Source organism: Ruminiclostridium josui JCM 17888, from assembly GCF_000526495.1.
GTDB classification, from domain to species: domain Bacteria; phylum Bacillota; class Clostridia; order Acetivibrionales; family DSM-1351; genus Ruminiclostridium; species Ruminiclostridium josui.
The window spans coordinates 3,513,558-3,531,863 of sequence record NZ_JAGE01000001.1 but is presented as its reverse complement, the minus strand read 5'-3'; the positions used below and the strand labels follow the sequence as shown (position 1 = coordinate 3,531,863).

Here is an 18,306-nt window from a genome sequence, read left to right as displayed (position 1 = left end):
TATATCCCAATTGAAAAAAGTGTTTTTCAATAGAATCTTGTATAAACCCTTCATTGGGGTAATCTAAACCCCTTTTGTATACATTTATACTCTATTGTTCAATCTTTAGACTAGGGATTGTAGCTTGGTCTCTCTGTGAAGCCTTTTCCGTATACGTAGACGTATTTCCCACCTTTTATCAAGTCTTTAGAAATGTACATTCCAGACCCTACACCACCTTTGAATGCGGTGCTTATACCGTTATCAAACTCTATTTTTACTGTATACTCTTTGATGTTGGATGCTGCTGTGTATGGTTTAACTGTTATTGTTTGCCCTACCACTATATCACTAGTAGTAATAAGTGTTCCCCAACTTCCGTCCTTTTCTGTGCACCCGACTCTTATTCTCCATACCCAACCTTCCGGAAGAATATCTGGAATAGTAACTGTTACTGACATATCCGAGTTCACTTTTATGCCTTTTAAGGCTTCTTCAATGAATATTCTTGATTTTTCAGCGCTCACCATCTTGCCTTGGATATCAGTAGATTTTATTGAATATTGTGCCTTTTTAGCATCCTCTGCCTTTTGCCAGTTTGCTTCTGCTGCTTTTCTTTCCTGAGCTGCTTTTTCCTTATAAGCCACTGGGTTTTCATGATACTCTTTGATGCGAAGTGCCATAGCAGCGAGCTGGGCGCGTGTTGCAGTTTCACCAAAACCAAAGTTTCTCTTGTCTTTTCCCAATACCTTTGTGCCTTCTGTTAAATACTCATGATATGCCGCATTAAGGTAAGCTGCATCTTCAGGTTTTACATCGTTGAATATTATTTCATTTCCTGTGTAAGGCTCAATACCTAACGCTTTACAGGTGTACTTAATCATCATTTCTCTGGGTATCGCTATTACCGCGTTCACGTTCTCATTTTTATCAAGAGCCCCTAAACCTCTTGCTGAGTCAATGAACTTAGCATACCAAGGATTTGATACCGGTTTGCTGTCTACTGTCTCGTCCAGTATCCTTGATATAATCGTGAGATACTGTGCATATGTGATATCTTCGTTAGGTTTATACATGTTGTTTCCTGTTCCCTCTACTAAACCTGCCCTACGTGCATCCATTACATGACCGTAGAACCAGTCAGTCTTTTTAACATCACTGAAATCTTGTGTAAGCTCCTCAGCATCAGCTACATTCACCTGTACTAATGTAATCAAACATATTAATATAGCCATAAGAATTTTTGTAACTTTTGCAACCCTTATATACCATTGACTCATTTTTTCCCCTCCACCGATAAGGATATAAACCTATAGAATTTCTTTCCAAAATTTATTTCTATTATATAAAAAGTTGATTCTAACCTCAAGTGTAATTACACTTACAGTTTGTTTATCCTTCAAGCAATAATTGATAAAGTTTATTCGGTGATGATAATGAATATAGATTATAAAATGCTTGGAGTTAGAATTAAAAATGCACGTGAAAATAAATGTCTAACACAGGAACAGCTTGCAGAGATTACAGGCTTATCAAACAATTATATTAGTAACATTGAGCGCAATCATTCGATACCCAGTCTTGAAACACTGGTTAAAATCTGTAATGCTCTTGATGTTACACCTGACTTTTTACTTGTAGACAGCGTCTTTACCTACTCTTCCAGAGAGTACATAAATGACAATATTGCGAGGTTACTTGCAAAATGCAATGATAAAAATGTCCGCCTGATTTCTAAATTTATTGAACTTCTGATTAGTGAACAAGAACCAAAATAGTATTATCCTCAAATTAACTGCCTCCTGTGAGTGTTAAACCACTCACAGAGCCAATCTTTTACCTATCTACCAATCGAGGTTGCTGGTTATACTATATTAAAGTTCTTTGTCAGGTTCAAACACTTCCACATTTCCGTATTTATCTACAAATAACCAGTATAAATTTAATTCATTACGTATCCATCGTTTTACCATTCTGCATTGATTGATATATTGAGTAAGATTTGGTACTGCAATTCCATAATGGGTATCTCTAGAATCCATTCTTTGAATTAGCTGACCTAAACATGTTCTAAAATCTAGGCCTATTGCTTTTGTCTTTCCCTTTGCTTCTATAATCCATTTTTCTTCAGTGTTTGAATTGACACATGCAAAGTCAGAAAACTTTTCATTTAGCTGCTTATACCCCAATTTAATGAAATATTTTTCAATAGAATCTTGTATAAACCCTTCATTGGGGAAATCTAAACCCCTTTTATATGATCTTATATTATCCATGCTCCCTCCTTTAACTATAAGAACTATTTTATTACAAGTCCTCCACATACTTATATCGGTATATAAACCATTTATTTCAATCCCATCATACTATTTTTTATTTTGAAATTAAAAATCCATATTAACTGCTATAGCTTTTTTAATCAACTGCTACCCCTATTTTTCATATATGTAGTTAGAAAAATAGCTTACATTCATTAACTTATCAACTTTAGCCTTCAAATAGTTCAACATGATGGTAACTTATCTCTGCTTAATAACTGCTTTTATCTTTTGAACACCTGCTAAATTACTAAAATAAATAATGCTGCTAATACAATGATATTAAAAGATTAATTCCTGTAAATTCCCTAATTAATATGGGTTTCCCCATAAGAAAAAGGCTCCGGTAAACAAAGAGCCTTTTTCAATGAATGCAAGCCTTATTTCTTTGTTGATCGGTTTTTTCCTGTTGATTTCTTGGCTGACTTAGAGTCCTTAGGTATTTCGCTTGATTCAGCTTCTTCCGATGCTCCACAATTTTCAACAGCTGTCTTACTTTCATCAATAACAGTTTCATCAACTTGAACATTTTCAGCCTGAGGCTCACTTGAGGTTACTTCTCCTTCAGGAACGTCATTTACCAACATATCATCAGGTATTTGTATCTTTGATATTGCCTCGGCAAACTCTTCTACCATTTCATCAATAGTTTGTACTGTTTCCGCTGGCTCTTGCTGGTGCATTCCATAAAATTCATTGAGTAACTCTACAATTTCATTTCCATCATCAATATCATTCATGTCCGCAATCATGCTTAATATGGTGTCCTTTTCCTCGTTGCTGATATTTGTAATCTTCATTGTGTCAAATAGTAAATTGTATGCTTTTAAAATAACTGCATTATACTTTATCATATCCTGTAGTAAATAAATATTACAGTCATTATAAGCCTTACTCTCAAGCATATCTGCCGCTGCATCCAACATTACCTTTTGCACCTTTACAACCGCCTTGAGCATAGAAATATTATCTGAATCCTCAGCATGAATGTGATATATTAGTTCTTTCATCAACGGTACAACTTTATTTGTCTGTATCATAGATACGACCTCCCTAACGCTTATTTTTTTACTTACCTGTAATTGCCTCACAACTCTTACAATAAATTGAGTCCGGTTCTCCTGTTACTTGATTTAACCCTTCACAATCGGGTGAACAGGGTATTGATTCGTCAAGTAAACAGCTGCTTGTACATTCGCCACATGCTTTACCGCACCATTGCGGATGGCTCAACCACACCTCCTCCTTTCTTCCTAACATTTTACAATTGCTGCTTATATCACCTCCATATCTCGATATCAACCTCACAATAGGATGCTTATTTTATTACAGTTGAATATCTATGACCTTAAAAATATAGCTGAATCACAAGTTTTCGCTTGTGGTTCAGCTATTTATATGTCATCAATTTTGTAAATCTTATGTTTCTTAACCGCTCCATTCCCTTTTGTATATGGCTTAACCCATACTACTTTGCCATCCCTTAAATGTCTTTGATGTCCACGAACTCCCCAACTATCTGTATGCTTTTGTCTTGGAAGTTTATCAGGATTGGTATGCCTGGCACCATCAGGAATCTTATATATTGTTCGTTGAAGCTTTATAAGCTTAGCTACATTATTTTGCTTATTATGCCATATGGCCTTTCGTCTCTGAGTATTAGTCATAGAAATTGGTTGTTGCCTGATTATGACTTCACTTTTGAAATGCTCCAAATAGGTCATCACTGAGGAGATTGTTGTACAGGTATCAGCTATAAGATCCAATTCATCAAAGCTAGTATCAAAAATTTTGAAAGCCGTAACCATCTCTTGATTAATCCAGCTCTCTAAGACCCTATAGTGCCCGCCTAAACGCTCTGTTTTAAGCTTACAAACAGTTTGCCCCTCAGTGTATGCTTCATAAACAGTTATAGTTTCATTAAGGAACTTAAAATAAATGGTCATGCCACCTTTAACTTCAACTATGCCCTCTGGAATGACCTGTTTATAGTTATTTACCAGTGCTTTATTTTTATCACGCCAGTCAAAGAGCCTGAACAGCTCATTTATGGAAAGCTCAATCCTATCAAGTTCCTTGAAATTTACCATATCTGACCGATACCTCCCTTCTTCTATGTTTTTGTGGGAAATGCGCTTAATAACCATTCATTAACCTTGAATACATATATAGAATTTAAAGTTGTCAAATATAATCTATTGTTTATGGCGTTAAACTCAATGTCTTGTAAGGTGGAAGTAGTAATACTTGAATGATTTCCGGTAAAACATGCCTGAATATTACATATAATTTCATTAAGTAACTGTACTGTATCTACATCATTTACAATGCTTTTAATAATGTAGATATCAATCTCTGCCTCACAATCAAGCTCTTCTTCAAAAGACTTGTTTTCAATACGTGATTCCTCACAAACTAGAGTTCCTTTACATAATAATTCTTCTTCAACTCTAATGATGTTGACAATTTCTTTTGAACCTTCTAGCTCCTCAAATAGAATATCTTCAGCGTCCTTATTGTCGTTCACTTAATGTTCACCTGCCTTTAGCTAATACTCCTGAGGTAGCAACACTGTTGTAATGCTTCTATCCCATTCAGTAATTACATAGAGCTTTATGCCGTTTATAATGTACGATGAAAAAATCCTTTCATTATGTTTCACAGCATAACTATTGGTATCTTTATCTTCCTGACATAGATTACCCCAGTCACCGGATTTGTGCCTGAATATTAATTGCAGCAAATCAAGTTTTGTTAGTGTCTGATCTTCTATCTTAGCAGCTACCCCCTGCGTATAAACAATTCTGCCTAAACTAAACATGATTCTCTACCTTTCTTATCTTATCTTCACCATAGACAACACCTAAAGTACTGCCATTATTCCAAGCTACAAAGATTGTCCCAATATCATCTATACCTGTCACTGTTCCTTGTAACCCCACAGGCATTTTCCTATAGGGATAAGGGTCATCCATTTTTATAAGTTCTACTCGAGTTCCTATAGGATATTCCCGTTTCAATTTATCAATAATTGCAGCTCGAGATTGTGAATCCATTCTTAACATATCAACTCCCATCCTGTTATCCCTCCTTCACCTAACGCTTTTTACCCGGTACTCTAAACATTCCATAAAAATACAGGAGGGCTGCTTAAATTAATAAGCAACCCTCATTTTTCACTATATGACTTTTCAATCTTTAATGCTTAGATTATTGATTTGCTATACTGCCCCAGTGACTTCAATTTTCTTCAAACGTCTCTGAAATCCACTATTTCCAACACTTTCACATCAAAATTATATCGGAATTTTTCAAAATTGACAACAAAAATTTCTATCAATAAACTTTACTCAAACCCAGCAATACTGTCATTTGTATAGGTTGTATTCTCAATAAATTGATTTACCTTAACATAATAAGAAACCAGCCACAAGGTGCAGCTGGAAACTGATTCACTTATAAACGTTCGTATTTTATTTAGAAAGTATCATACTTAAAAGCTGAGCCACTAATGATAAACCTTCTATTGTATGATCTTTAAAGAACGACCTGATAGAATTACCGTTTTTATCTGTTTCTAATAGAACTCTTAATTCCCCAAGGAGTCTCCCATTTTCAATTAATTCCTCCTGAGTCTTTTGTGCGTTTGCGCCTAATGAATTTAATAATAAGTCTAAAGTATGGTTTGCTGCATCTATTCTAGTCTTTAAAATATCTATCATTTCTTTTTGTTGCTTAACTAGTTCTTCTTGTAATGAAACGGATTTTGAAGAGTTTTCAGTCCTAATTATCTCTCTTTCCTCTCGCTCCTGATTCTTTTTATGAATGCTTGCAAGAGCTGAACTGAAATCCGGTGTTTTTATTTCCGGCATATATACATACTCATGATTCTTTGATGCTATATCTTGTAATTGATCCTGTAAACTTGGGCTATTTGCCTTTAACATCTCCGCAGCAGACTTAAGACTTGAATCATTCAGCATATCCTGTATTCTACACCCTCCAGCACTTGAATCCTTTAACATGTCCTGTATTCTACCTTCTCCAGTACCTAAACCCTTTAATATGTCCTCATTACTCATATAGCAGCCTCCTTATTTTCATTGTATGCTATTACCTTAGTGGTGAAGCTGTCAGTTGCTTCATCCCAGTACCCCAGCATTTCTGCAACTCTACCTTTTGCCCATTTACTGGTTTGTCTGCCATCAAACCATGAACAGTTTGCATCATTGTAACGTTCTTCATGAATAAACCCTGCATATAGTTGACTGTCAGGGAACAACTTGGAGTAGTCATGCAGTTTTTTAACATCTGCATAGAAATCATCAGCTACATCAGCTGATTTATATTTAAGCTCTATGATTGCCGACACTTTTTCTACACAATTCGACAAATGTTTGTCTGCTCTTTGTGCTGCAGGAATTAATTGAACTATAGCTATATCCGCTCTCTTTCCCGGTGTTAGAATAAACTCTGGATATATTCTTATTCTGTGCCGGTTCAGCCAGGCATCACTTAAATGTGTCCTCAGGTGATAGTACATGAGGCACTTTAAGGAATCCTCTTTCAAAAGATTATCGTTGTTATATTCTTTTGGTAAGACGTTGATCCAGAAGTCCTTCAACACCCTATCTATTTTAAACTGAATGTTTTCCATCTCAGAAACACCTTCATTATACTTTTAAACTTGTTATATCTATGACTTTTTCATTAATGACTGATATCTTAAGTCCCTCACCCTGAACCTTTAAAATGAATATTGGTTTCCCAATTACAACATCGAAGCAAACGTTATATTCTGTTGGAGATTGACTAAACATGTCATCAATGCTTAGAGAATCTTTATCATAAAGGGATAACACTGCAAATACCTGATTATCCTCAAAGAATAACTTTCCATCCTTACTGGTAAAATCAAGTTTGCTCGTTTGGGTATATATTGAAAATCCAGTCTGTATAAAATCATCAACAGATTTGTACTCAGCTTTTGGAGGAAACAGGTTTACATTCAATATGTAATTACCAAGAGCTTGACGTATAAACAGCTTACTTATTTTCCCTCTTGAACTTGTATCCCCATCTGCTCTCTCCCAACCGAAATGCCCACCCTCAACAATTCCAGCAAAATAATTGTGCCTTCCAATATCTATTTGCTCGTAGTTTGGGTTATGCTTCAATAGCTTTTGACGCTGAATATCATTAAACTCAATCGTTTTATAGTCCTTAGCCAACATAGTATTAACTGGCGGAATTATATCTTTAACAATGTATCCATCGACAACTTTTCTTACTTCAAACTTTTCATCTGCCGTGGTTTCAATATAGAACCTGCTGAATTTATCCAATTCAGATTTTTCATAAACTTCCGACCCGTAACCACTTATATTAAAGAGGTCTGTATTATCAGCCTCATTAAACTCCGGTAGTTCTTTCCCTATACAACAATGCTTATATTTCTTACCACTGCCGCATGGGCAAGGATCATTCCTTCCTATCTTACTCATTCCTAACCCCCATCATCCGTTATAATTTTAATATTAAGCCTTAATATCATAGACTAGATACTAAGGCTTTATAATAAAAATAATATCGTATTCCAGTAATATTCATTTACAGATAGCCTCTTCTTTTTCGCTACCCTGCTAACTCAACATCAACAGCTAAAAGTCTACCATCTTTTGGATTTACATTGACTTTATATGTAACACGTTTCCCTTTTAATTGGTTGAAGTTTAAACCCCTGTTTGAATTAGCATGAAAGAATATATTATTTGGCAACCTACTAATAAAACCACAGTCATTTCCAAACCGGTCTTTTATCGTATTTAATACATATCCAGTATATCTATAGTTTTCGTCTTCTTTTAATTCTGTATAATTAGTATTACTCCTGCTTCCAATATATTTTAACAAGAGTTTTGTAAAGTCTGCATTATCTTTAATACCGAATTGGCTTCTTTGATATTCATTTATCCATACTTTTCTGCAATCACTAAATATCTCTACTGCTTTTATAAAATTGATTTCTGTTTTATATTCAGACTTTAATGTTTCCTGAATTACACTACAATAATCATCAATAGCTTTAGTTGCATTAATATCGGGACATTGTCCAGCTACTACCTCTCTAAATATCATAGCCAAATGATGTTTGTATGCATAAAATAGCTTTTTGTCCAATTTATTCTTCAAATATAAATCTTCAAGGTTATAATATGTAAGTGCTGTAATGTAATATGGTAATTTTGAATGATTATCCAAGAACACCTTATTCTGGTACTCGGTAATGAGCCTAGATTCATGTCTATGTGCAACTTCTGGATTACATAAAAACATACCTACAAATCCTTGGATTATTGCTCGCATATTAGTTTTTTGGTTTTGCTTAATCATTGGATTATGTTGATATTGCCTTGCTCGGCGTTCATAATATAATTTGACATTGCTAATACTATAATCGTTAAAGAATTCTTCAAGATCCTTATGGAATTGTTTTGTTGTCTCAAAAGCCACATCGTAAACTATGTTTTGTCTGTTAGTGCCCCTAACTATTTGATTTGTTATATCAAGCTTTTTAGTTGCTATAAACTTTATTGTTAGTGCTACATTATCTATATTATAACCTTTTCGATTTGCGTCAAATAATACATGGCTTGTTTGACAACCATTTACTACCTGTGGGTTTTTTACAATAATTTTTCTGTTACTAGTTGTATATTCATCACAAACTATTGTTAATCCATTGTTTAACAAAACAAATTTATTCGGATCTGCAAAAATTGTAGATTCCATCTCATTATTTATTCCTGTATCTCCTTGATAATCTCTGACATTATCATCAAACAATGTTTTTCTTATGAGCCCATCATCAGATGTAAGAAGTTTTAAATATTCACTACCATTACATAATGCGATACATGAATTATCAACATCTTCTACAAAAGGTAGTGGCATAGTATCAATTGTGTTTAATGCTATCTCAAACTTATTTTCATTTGAATCGCATATCTTTTTTAGAAGTTCGCTATCAATAAAGTGAATTCCCAATAGCTCAAACGTATTCCTTTCCATAATATCATTTTCAAATTGCTTGGCTAAACCTAGTTGGTGAGGACTTTCATTCCACTTCCCCATGGTTACATAATATAACCTTATAGCCGGATTTTTTTCCCACATTATGATAATGTCATCACTAAGTATATAATCCTTTATTTCTAGCATACTTTTAATCTTTTCATTCATTGGCTGCAATTGAATATCATTAAGAAAGTCACGTACCCCCGCAATAAAATTATTAAACTCACCTTTGTCGAAGAAAGCTTTATACTTTGATTGTATAAATATGATTTCTATATTTGCCTTTCTAAACCTTTTTACTATGTCCTCAACATCATCAATATTCTTAACAAATAGCCCATTTACTTTAATTGCTAACCCATCAATCCCCATATCGTTATGTCCACCAACTGTAATGATATCTAGCATTTCTGCATCCCCAGTAAAAATGTCAGGTTGATGCGACATTAAAATATTGCTGTTTACAAACTTCTCAAAAGCTACTCCATCTGCTGATTCAATAATATTAAAGTTGTTTACGAATTTTTTTAAACCTTGCATTTATTATTGGCTCATAATTCATGCTGACCCCTCCACATTTTCAATGTTTCTATAAATGCCCACTGGTATTCTAGTTAAATTATACCACCTATTTTCCGTCAATTTTACTATATGCGAAAAATCTCTTTATTGCACTGCTGCCTTCTTTTTGTTTCATTCCGATATTGTATCGCAGGTAAACTATGTGTCCCTGTTTTTACTTTCTCTCTTAGTGTAAATCAATTACAAGGTATTGATGTCCTTTAGACAGCTTGCACAAATGTTTTTACCTAATTGTTCCTTAACATTATCTGACTCTTGGCAAAATACGCATCGTGGTACATACTTTTTCAGAATAATCTCATTAGCATTAACACCTATTTCTAAAGCGTCACCATGATCTACAGCAATTCCACGCCTTAGTTCAATTGGTAATACAACCCTGCCTAGCTCATCTACTTTTCTAACAATGCCTGTAGCTTTCATTTTAGAAACTATCCCTAAAATATACTTTGTTTAAATTGTATATTATTTTCCTAAATATGACAACTGTTTTTGCAGGAATTTATTTAATGATATAAAAAAGAGTCGAATATTAGTCAATAAAACTAACACTCGACTCTGAACTATTAACACTAGCACCGTTCCTTAGTTTGATACGCATATATTTACTGCTTCTTTAATAGTTGAACATGTCATTGGTGATATTTGTCCTTGTTTTAGCTGCCATACAGTATATCCATTTTGGTCTATTACTTGACCATGAACATTATATTTTTTCTCACTTATAAGCTTAATGACTAAATCCTTCCCATCACATGCCTTTTCAAGATAGAATAGCTTCCGAACACTGTCTGTATGAATTAAGTGGTCTCCTTTTGTATCAAGAGCGTAAACTGTGTTGTCTGTCCAAACTATAAAGTCAGGGTTAAAATTATCAGTACCTTTTCCATCTAATAATTTTATTTTCAATATGCCATTTTTAGGATTCCTCATCCATACTAAACCTGTTTTATCTAGCTCCTTTGCAAAATCTAATTCAAAGGCGTTGAAGTCGCTATACCGTGCATGAACAGAGTTTTTAAATTCTACGCTTTCATCACTAATGATGATTTCCCCCACCGGAACTGTATCAAGTGGATTTTGCATAATAATTGAATTCTGTCTATATATTTCAGCAATTTTTGCAGCTTCTTCTTTAACATAAGATGCCGCATTGCTGCTATATTCAACAAGTGCATCAAATTTAGGTGCAGATATATCACAGATAGTTATTGCATTTTTGGCTAACTTATCAAGCTCTCTTTTAAAAATCCATCTCACTGTAACCTTATTACTATGCGTTGTTACTGTTGTAACCTCCCGTCCATCTTCATTAGATCCAATGTCAGTAATAACTTTAATAGTGCTGCCTTCACCAACAGTATTTGTATCATCCTTTGAATAATCAATCATCTTATCAATGACATTCTTAATCTCTGCCATAGCCCTATCTGATACAATAGCGATATCAGGCACCTCAACTTCATGTCTTGCCACTTCAGTTGGTTTCACCTTATTTTTACCGCCGCCAATATGATAAGATATTGAAATTTCAGGAATATCTATAGATAATGTTCTCCTAACTTCATCTAATATTGATTTAAAAACGTCTTTTTCATCAGTTTTTATGTAAAAGCTAGCCATATTCAACTTATCATCAGGATAGTGAGTTACATTGGGCTGCCTTAAAACCCTACCAATGACCTGAGTCACCTGGGTACTTGAACCCATGTCCTTATCAATATAAGCAAAATAACAGGCAGGGTCATCCCAACCTTCTTGAAGTGATTGGTTAAATATTATGTGCCTATAGTTACCTTTTGTGAACTCTTCATAATCGTTGTCTCCACCACTAAACAAATTAAAGTTGTCTGGCTTAGGAAATCTCTTGTCAAACTTCAAATTACAGTATACTGCAATTTCTTCCGGAGGAACACCTTGTTCAACAAGGTGTTTCCATATCTTAATTGGTCTTGCTCGTCTTTCATTAAAAGGCACTAATGGATTATCAACCTCAGAAGTAGCAAGCAACATGTTTGTATCACTCACATATATAGCCTTTGGTAAAAACCTGCAATCATATTTTTTAGTTGCTTCTTCAGTTTCCCTCATGTCATCTAGCAGGTTATTTATTGCCAATTCCATAGGAGTTAAATAACCACCTAAAGATATATGCTTTTTAATAAGACCACTATCAACAACTTCTTTATTACTTACAGCAACAACCAGATCCTTATCCTTAAAACCCTTTTCATTCTTTAATCGAGCAATATACCACTCTAATGCTTTTGGCACCTTAGTTGTGGCGCTTGCTGCAATTAAGGCTGTAGGAGATAAATCAAGTAAAATCTGTGTTTGCTGGTCAGATAAATTATGTCCTTCATCATAAACTATTATTAAGTCTCTTTTTACACCTGTGAATGATTTTCTCTTTTTTAGCATATCCCATAACGAGCTGTCGGCATTATCAAAACCCGTTTGAAAAACTCGCCTGTCGCCTTCCTCTTTATCCTTCTGATTTATCTTTCCTACAGTAGCTATTAGTATTAGGCCCCTCTTATCATCCTGCAAGTCTCTTTCCTTACAATCCAGTAGTGGCTTAACATCGTAATTAGGAATATTCTCCGCATACTTTCCGCTAGAAAGGTTCTCCAAAGTTTGACTAACAACAACTTTGCCTTTTGATAACCAAAGCACTACAGGCTGTGTGCTCAAATACGCACGTATCTGTTCAATACAGTCTGCAAGAATAAGTGTTTTCCCGGAACCCGTTATTGATGATAGGTTTTGATAAAAAGGTATTATTTCATCTTTCGTCCTCATTAAAGGTTCTTTTAAATAATCAGCAAGTCTAGTCGCAATCATCTCTGATGCATTTATCTGAAATTTTATAAGCTCCACTGTTAGTCCTCCTCATTATTATATCTATCACTATTTTCATTGAGGCCAAGATGCATAAGTACTTTATCAGGTATTTGATAAAATCTTACTTTAGGTGTCTGGTAAACTTGGTATCTAGCATACACATGGAATGGTGTATTGACACCCTCTTTCTTTGCCTCCGCTAATAGGTCCATATAGGTACCTTGGTTTAATTCACCAACTGAATCTTTACCGTTCCAAATAATGAAGAAGCCTTCATTCAGAATGTTTTTACCAACTAAATACTTGTAATCTTTGTTTATCCTTTCAATAACACTAGTAGCCTTCCTCTTATCATCTTCCCAGTGCGATGTTGTAATGACATCTATAAGTTCCTCGCGTTTCATTTCAAGAATAGCTTTAGCGTCAACTTTTTTATCCAAGACCCAATATGCAAAACCGCCAGGTAGCCCATCTTCTAGTTTCTCGACTGCTCCATCTTTATTGACTCTTTCACCTGTGATGGCCCTTTTAACACGTTCTCTTGTCAAAGTCCGAGCATATTTATCTTCTTCTTCGCCTTTTTCAATGAGAATAAAGGTTCTTTCGGCTCCCAGTTCGTCGTTCAATTCAAGTACAGCATGCCCAGTTGTTCCTGATCCAGCAAATGGGTCTAGTACAATACCGCTTGGAGGACACCATAGTTGTATAATTTTTTTAATCAATTTTAGAGGCTTAACAGTTTCAAAATTATGTCCTTTCCCTAATATTGAGTCTAATTCGGTAAGTCCTGTCTGGCTATGTCCTGACTCTTCGTGATCCCATGATTGTGACTCAAGGACAAATGGTTTGACCTTGCCTCAATAAAATAGACAGCAAGAATCACTATTTATCTCATTAATTCTTACAATATCTATGATATTTCCTTCAGCACGAATGGGGGAATATATCCATTTGCTGAATGAGTCCTTTTACGGTTATAAAACAGTTCTATGTATTCAAAAACAGCCTTTTTAGCCTCAGCTCTGGTCTCAAAATTATAATCATTTAGCCATTCCATTTTAAGTTTGCCCCAAAAAGATTCCATAGGGGCATTATCATAACAATTGCCCTTTCTGCTCATACTGCATACAAATCCATATCTTTTTAGCAGATTTTGATAGTCATTACTGGCGTATTGAATTCCCCGGTCAGAATGAATTATTAATCCTTCTTTAGCACCGGTTCTTCCAATTGCTTGATTCAGAGCAGCAGATACCAACTCCGTTCTCATATGGTTCGCCATAGCCCATCCTACAAGCCTACGTCCATAGAGGTCCATTACACCAGCAAGATAAAGCCAACCTTCTTTTGTAGGAATATACGTAATATCTGATACCCACTTCTGGTTAGGTCTACTGGCAGTAAATTCTCTATTAAGAATGTTATCTGCCACAGGAAGACTATGATTTGAGTACGTAGTCGCTTTATATTTCTTTGACACTTTGGAACGTATACCATTTGCCTTCATTAACCTTGCAACACGGCCTTTACTGGCTTTCTGATTTTCCGGAAGATTCTTTGTTATCTGAGGAGCACCATAAATTCCATGACTCTTTTTATGGATTTCTTTAATAGTTTCAAGGAGCTCTCTATTTGACTTGCTCCGATTACTTTCGCTACGTGAAAAATATGCATAATAACCGCTTCTTGATACTTGAAGGGCCTGACACATCTTTGCAATCCGAAATATGAAGCGGTGTTTATAGATAAAATTAAACTTGTTTATTTCTGATTTTTCGCAAAATAGGCCGCGGCTTTTTTTAATATTTCATTTTCCTCTTTAAGGTTAGCTAATTCCCTGCGTAATTTTCTTATTTCATCATCGTCAGGCTTAAGGTTACCACTGCCTGGAAAGGCACTTGAACCATCCTTTTCATAAGCGATTAACCAGTCTCTTACTGTTGAGTAGTGCACTCCAATTTCTTTTGCCATTAAGCTTGCTGTTGTTTCACCTGCCAATATTTTTTCAACGGTCTGTTCCTTGAATGCTTTATCAAACTTTTTTCTCTCAGCCATTTGAATCCCTCCATGTTTTTATTATATAGGGATTCCTTGTGTCCATCAAACTGGATTAAGGTCAGTTCATCATAATCCTCATCAGCCCAGTAAGTCATTGCTACTTTGCCTTGTTTTACAAACTTTAAATGATTTTTGATTCGAGGCCTACCAAAACCAACCCCACGAGAATTATCATCGAGAAAAATTAGCTTTGGCCAAGACGAGTTTTCCTTAATGTATAAAGCCTTCTTATTAGCTTCCGCTACAACAGGGTCTTTAGATGGGTCATAGTCATGTAATCTTACTGATGAGCCCTTTAGCACCAACGCCTGTCCGCGCCCATCACCTATATTTTTTAGAACATATGGTGAGCCCCAACCTTCTAAAGCCAATTGCATTTCTGTTTTGCTCATACCAGTCCAATGTTTGGTTGCTTCAGGAACATTTCCATTAAAACTATATTCTCCTTCAGGATAATGTATATATCCACTAAAAGGAGATTGAATGCCATAAACTGTATTTTTTCTAAATTGTTTTGCTGTAGGGTCTTTTCCTGCCCATCTTCCTAGATTATCGTTATCAGGGTTCGTGAAACGTTCATTCATCTTTTCATCACGTGGCAGCAATGCTGTTTTGGCTATGTTCTTGTCTTTCGCATAAACTAGCACATATTCAGTCGCCGTTGACACATGTTTGCTATCATTCTTTGGGGAGTATGATTTCTGCCAATTGATTATGCCTATTCTGTTTTCTTCTCCAAAAACTTCATTTAATAACATGCCAAGATGGAAAAATTCACGCTCATCAATACAAATTGCTAAGACTCCATTAGGTTTTAGCATTGCTTTCATCATTTGAATTCTAGGCAACATAAATTTCATCCATTTTGTATGCCTAGAACCATCTTCCAGGGTTACAAGTTCTCCTAAATCCGGGTCATTCGGATCTGTATCCCATTTATCATTATATCTAAAGTCTTTTCCGGTATTATAGGGCGGATCTGTAACGATTAAATCTATTTGTCCTTTATATTTATAAAGTGTTACCATCGCTTGAAGATTTTCACCATCTATAATAATGTTGTTTCCTTCAGCACTATTGTCATTGAAGCTAAGCTTTTTATCAATCTTAACAATACGTGGCATTACCTTACGTTCAATTACTTGCGCTGTGCGTTTTCCATTAAACGATAATGTAATACCACCGTTTAACATTTTCTTTACAAATTCTAAAAGTTCTTCTTTGCTCATCATCTCTAAGCTGTTTAAATTATTATCCATCGTATAAGCGCCCCATTCTATCTAATCTTTAACATAATCCACGATATCGCCAATGTTGCAGTCCAATTCCTTGCAGATTTTTTCAAGCACTTCCATGCTTACCCTTTTATTTCTCGTTAACTTTGAAAGAGTGGATGGTCCGATACCTGTTTGGTCTCTTAAAGCCACCTTGTTCATGTTCTTATCAATTAATAATTTCCATAATTTATTATAGCTTAATGCCATTAAGCTCCCTCCTGATTATAAGGTTTAGACTAACCTTAATGCCTTAATGCTATCATATACGAACCGTAAATTCAATTATATAATACATATTTTAATACCATAAGTATTACTTCTAATACTTACTGTACTAAATATGTGTTACCTCTATGCAATTTTCCAACTCTCAGATTTTGCTCCCAATTAACTGCTGCCTTCTTTTTGTTTCATCACGAGCATCCGATATTGTATCGCAGGTAAACAATGTATCTAGCATACACCAAACTCTGCCATTCCGATAAATGTTACCTGTTTTTACTTCCTTGCTTGGTGCAAAGCCCTTTCCCAACTTGTATAGAAAGTGAGGTGTTTCCATCCATGATGCATATGGTATCTCTGGAATTCTACTACTCAAATCTGTTAAAACTTTATATCCTTCTATATGATGAATTGACTGTAATTTGCCGTGATACCTGAAAGCAATATAATTAGGAGGAGTTTTAGGCCACCCATTTTGTCCCATTGGGTGAAAGTATCTTTCCTTCTTTTCAACTACATCTATCCAAGTAAGATCCGAACCTTCAATTTTACTACTGCCCAAGGATACAACAAATACTAGGTTTGAATCTTTATTCTGCATGGTCATCAATCCCCCTAAGTATGTTTGTAGTTCTATTAAAAGGTGCTTTTCAGCATGGTTACTTCTTCTGTAAGCTGCTTCTGAATACTTATAAACGTCTTTCCATGAAACCGGAATTATATCTATACCTTTTATATTTTTCACCTGTAGGTTATGCTCTGCATAGGATTTACTACACTCTGACATTGCAATGAGTTTCTTTACTTTGGCTGAACTATCAAAAAAGTTCTGTCTGCTGGCATACTTTTCAAGCTGCTCTTTACCCGGAAGTACCCAACCTCGCTTTGCTTCAATTATTATATAAAAATAAGGCTCACAGATAATCTCAATATCAGTAAACCCACCATCATCAGAGTTATATTCCTGCAAACGTATTTCTACATTCTCAGAATCGTATTTGGTAACTTGTATTGTTTGGTTAATGAATTCCTTTAAGAGCTCAGGGCACTTAGATAATGCCCATGCAACGCTGTAGCAGATATCGTTCTCTTTATCACCCAACAACTGAAATACACTATTTATTTGCTTATTATGTAATAATAGATCAGGCATGCATCAAACTCCTTAATATAAAACATAGCACCTTGTACTTACTCTGCTATCAATTATATGTCAATTATCATCTTGTATCAAATCATTAAAATGGATAACCTTGTCAAAATTCATTATTAAACCTATCTGCTCTGCTCTATCTTTAAATCTGTCATTAATAAATAACAGCTTTGTATATTCACATATAGGTGAATGCTCTTTACGTTTTACAACTATAACTCCTGCTACCTTTTTGTTAAATTGAATGTCCTCAAAGAAACCATTATTTGCTCTATGCCACCTTTGTTCTCTGTTTATACCGTAAATAAATTCTTCAGTTCCAAACACAGCTTCACCAATATCTATATTGTGATGGCTGGCATTACCCATTTCCATAGCAATAAGATTTATATTTTTATTATCTGTATCCCACTCAAATGCTCCAGCCGCATTATTTAAGCTATTTCTTATTTGGGTACTGCTTTCTCCAGTAACATCTATGAACTCATTATCACCAGAACCCCCTAATGTTAGATGCTCAAATACCGTTTTATTGGGTTTCCAAAAGGTAATCTCAGCTTTGATGTGATCCGGTGATGGGTACCAATATTTTTCATTATCAATACTATCTACTGCGATAGTGGATATGTAGTCAACCAATGGATTAACATCAGAAGAGTTAAAGTCCTCCGACAAACTGCACCAGAAGAATTTATTTACTTTAATGTCTTGAGCGAGTTTCTTTATCTGCATAATATCCTTTGATCTTCTATTTTCCCGCTCTGTTTCTGACAGATTCTTCATTTGTATCCAAAAT

The 18,306-nt window shown here is 34.9% G+C and carries 19 protein-coding genes and 2 pseudogenes; 1 reads left to right on the top strand and 20 read right to left on the bottom strand.

All coding sequences use genetic code 11. From position 1 onward, the window contains the following. Nucleotides 1-110: 110 nt before the first annotated feature. Nucleotides 111-1,259: an S-layer homology domain-containing protein gene (locus K412_RS0116005; RefSeq protein ID WP_024834034.1), complete on the bottom strand. Its 1,149-nt coding sequence runs from the start codon at nt 1,257-1,259 to the stop codon at nt 111-113. 156 nt (nt 1,260-1,415) lie between these two features. Here K412_RS0116005 and K412_RS0116000 point away from each other — a divergent pair, with 156 nt between their 5' ends. Next, entirely contained in the window at nt 1,416-1,757 is a 342-nt protein-coding gene (locus tag K412_RS0116000; RefSeq protein WP_024834033.1) for a helix-turn-helix domain-containing protein, read from the top strand. Between the two features lie 96 nt (nt 1,758-1,853). On the opposite strand, the gene K412_RS0115995 is transcribed toward K412_RS0116000, so the two are convergent. The 19 genes and pseudogenes from K412_RS0115995 to K412_RS0115900 all read right to left on the bottom strand — a co-directional run bounded on the left by K412_RS0115995 (nt 1,854) and on the right by K412_RS0115900 (nt 18,293). Further along, on the bottom strand, nt 1,854-2,255 hold the full coding sequence (locus K412_RS0115995) for a hypothetical protein (RefSeq protein WP_024834032.1): 402 nt from the start codon (nt 2,253-2,255) through the stop codon (nt 1,854-1,856). Between the two features lie 422 nt (nt 2,256-2,677). Continuing rightward, entirely contained in the window at nt 2,678-3,337 is a 660-nt protein-coding gene (locus K412_RS0115990; protein ID WP_024834031.1) for a hypothetical protein, read from the bottom strand. Nucleotides 3,338-3,365: 28 nt separating this feature from the next. Next, complete coding sequence (locus K412_RS20960; RefSeq protein WP_157833836.1) at nt 3,366-3,530, bottom strand: hypothetical protein; 165 nt, start codon at nt 3,528-3,530, stop codon at nt 3,366-3,368. 161 nt (nt 3,531-3,691) lie between these two features. Continuing rightward, on the bottom strand, nt 3,692-4,387 hold the full coding sequence (locus tag K412_RS0115980; RefSeq protein ID WP_024834030.1) for a hypothetical protein: 696 nt from the start codon (nt 4,385-4,387) through the stop codon (nt 3,692-3,694). Between the two features lie 23 nt (nt 4,388-4,410). Continuing rightward, entirely contained in the window at nt 4,411-4,824 is a 414-nt protein-coding gene (locus tag K412_RS0115975) for a hypothetical protein (RefSeq protein WP_024834029.1), read from the bottom strand. A gap of 21 nt (nt 4,825-4,845) precedes the next feature. Then, nucleotides 4,846-5,118, bottom strand: a complete 273-nt coding sequence (locus K412_RS0115970) for a hypothetical protein (protein WP_024834028.1) — start codon at nt 5,116-5,118, stop codon at nt 4,846-4,848. Beyond that, complete coding sequence (locus tag K412_RS0115965) at nt 5,111-5,353, bottom strand: DUF4314 domain-containing protein (protein ID WP_051461056.1); 243 nt, start codon at nt 5,351-5,353, stop codon at nt 5,111-5,113. Before K412_RS0115965 ends, K412_RS0115970 begins: the two co-directional genes overlap by 8 nt. A gap of 417 nt (nt 5,354-5,770) precedes the next feature. Next, nucleotides 5,771-6,379 (bottom strand): hypothetical protein, encoded by a 609-nt coding sequence (locus K412_RS0115960; protein ID WP_024834026.1) that lies wholly within the window; start codon nt 6,377-6,379, stop codon nt 5,771-5,773. Beyond that, the gene (locus tag K412_RS0115955) at nt 6,376-6,954 is read right to left on the bottom strand and encodes a hypothetical protein (RefSeq protein WP_024834025.1); all 579 of its coding nucleotides are present in this window, start codon (nt 6,952-6,954) and stop codon (nt 6,376-6,378) included. Before K412_RS0115955 ends, K412_RS0115960 begins: the two co-directional genes overlap by 4 nt. Before the next feature lie 772 nt (nt 6,955-7,726). Beyond that, nucleotides 7,727-7,795: pseudogene (locus K412_RS23075) on the bottom strand (SEC-C metal-binding domain-containing protein); the annotation flags it as partial. Nucleotides 7,796-7,931: 136 nt separating this feature from the next. Beyond that, nucleotides 7,932-9,914 carry an AIPR family protein gene (locus tag K412_RS20955; protein WP_051461033.1) on the bottom strand — a complete coding sequence of 661 codons (1,983 nt, stop codon included), beginning with the start codon at nt 9,912-9,914 and terminating at the stop codon, nt 7,932-7,934. Nucleotides 9,915-10,136: 222 nt separating this feature from the next. Next, entirely contained in the window at nt 10,137-10,379 is a 243-nt protein-coding gene (locus K412_RS0115940; protein ID WP_024834023.1) for an AbrB/MazE/SpoVT family DNA-binding domain-containing protein, read from the bottom strand. A 162-nt stretch (nt 10,380-10,541) separates the two neighbouring features. Continuing rightward, on the bottom strand, nt 10,542-12,836 hold the full coding sequence (locus tag K412_RS0115935; RefSeq protein ID WP_024834022.1) for a DEAD/DEAH box helicase: 2,295 nt from the start codon (nt 12,834-12,836) through the stop codon (nt 10,542-10,544). A gap of 2 nt (nt 12,837-12,838) precedes the next feature. Then, nucleotides 12,839-13,579, bottom strand: a pseudogene (locus tag K412_RS0115930) (DNA methyltransferase); the annotation flags it as partial. A gap of 131 nt (nt 13,580-13,710) precedes the next feature. Beyond that, a protein-coding gene (locus tag K412_RS0115925) for an IS3 family transposase (protein WP_278244529.1) occupies nt 13,711-14,855 on the bottom strand; the annotation gives its coding sequence in 2 pieces (ribosomal slippage) (nt 13,711-14,591 and nt 14,591-14,855; 1,146 coding nt in all). Then, nucleotides 14,771-16,117 (bottom strand): site-specific DNA-methyltransferase, encoded by a 1,347-nt coding sequence (locus tag K412_RS21460; RefSeq protein WP_024834020.1) that lies wholly within the window; start codon nt 16,115-16,117, stop codon nt 14,771-14,773. The genes K412_RS0115925 and K412_RS21460 overlap by 85 nt, the downstream gene beginning before the upstream one ends. A gap of 21 nt (nt 16,118-16,138) precedes the next feature. Continuing rightward, on the bottom strand, nt 16,139-16,342 hold the full coding sequence (locus tag K412_RS0115910) for a helix-turn-helix domain-containing protein (protein WP_024834019.1): 204 nt from the start codon (nt 16,340-16,342) through the stop codon (nt 16,139-16,141). Between the two features lie 163 nt (nt 16,343-16,505). Continuing rightward, a complete protein-coding gene (locus K412_RS0115905; RefSeq protein ID WP_024834018.1) occupies nt 16,506-17,510 on the bottom strand; it encodes a PDDEXK-like family protein in 1,005 nt (334 codons plus the stop codon). Between the two features lie 60 nt (nt 17,511-17,570). Then, nucleotides 17,571-18,293: a hypothetical protein gene (locus tag K412_RS0115900; RefSeq protein ID WP_024834017.1), complete on the bottom strand. Its 723-nt coding sequence runs from the start codon at nt 18,291-18,293 to the stop codon at nt 17,571-17,573. Between the last annotated feature and the right edge of the window lie 13 nt (nt 18,294-18,306).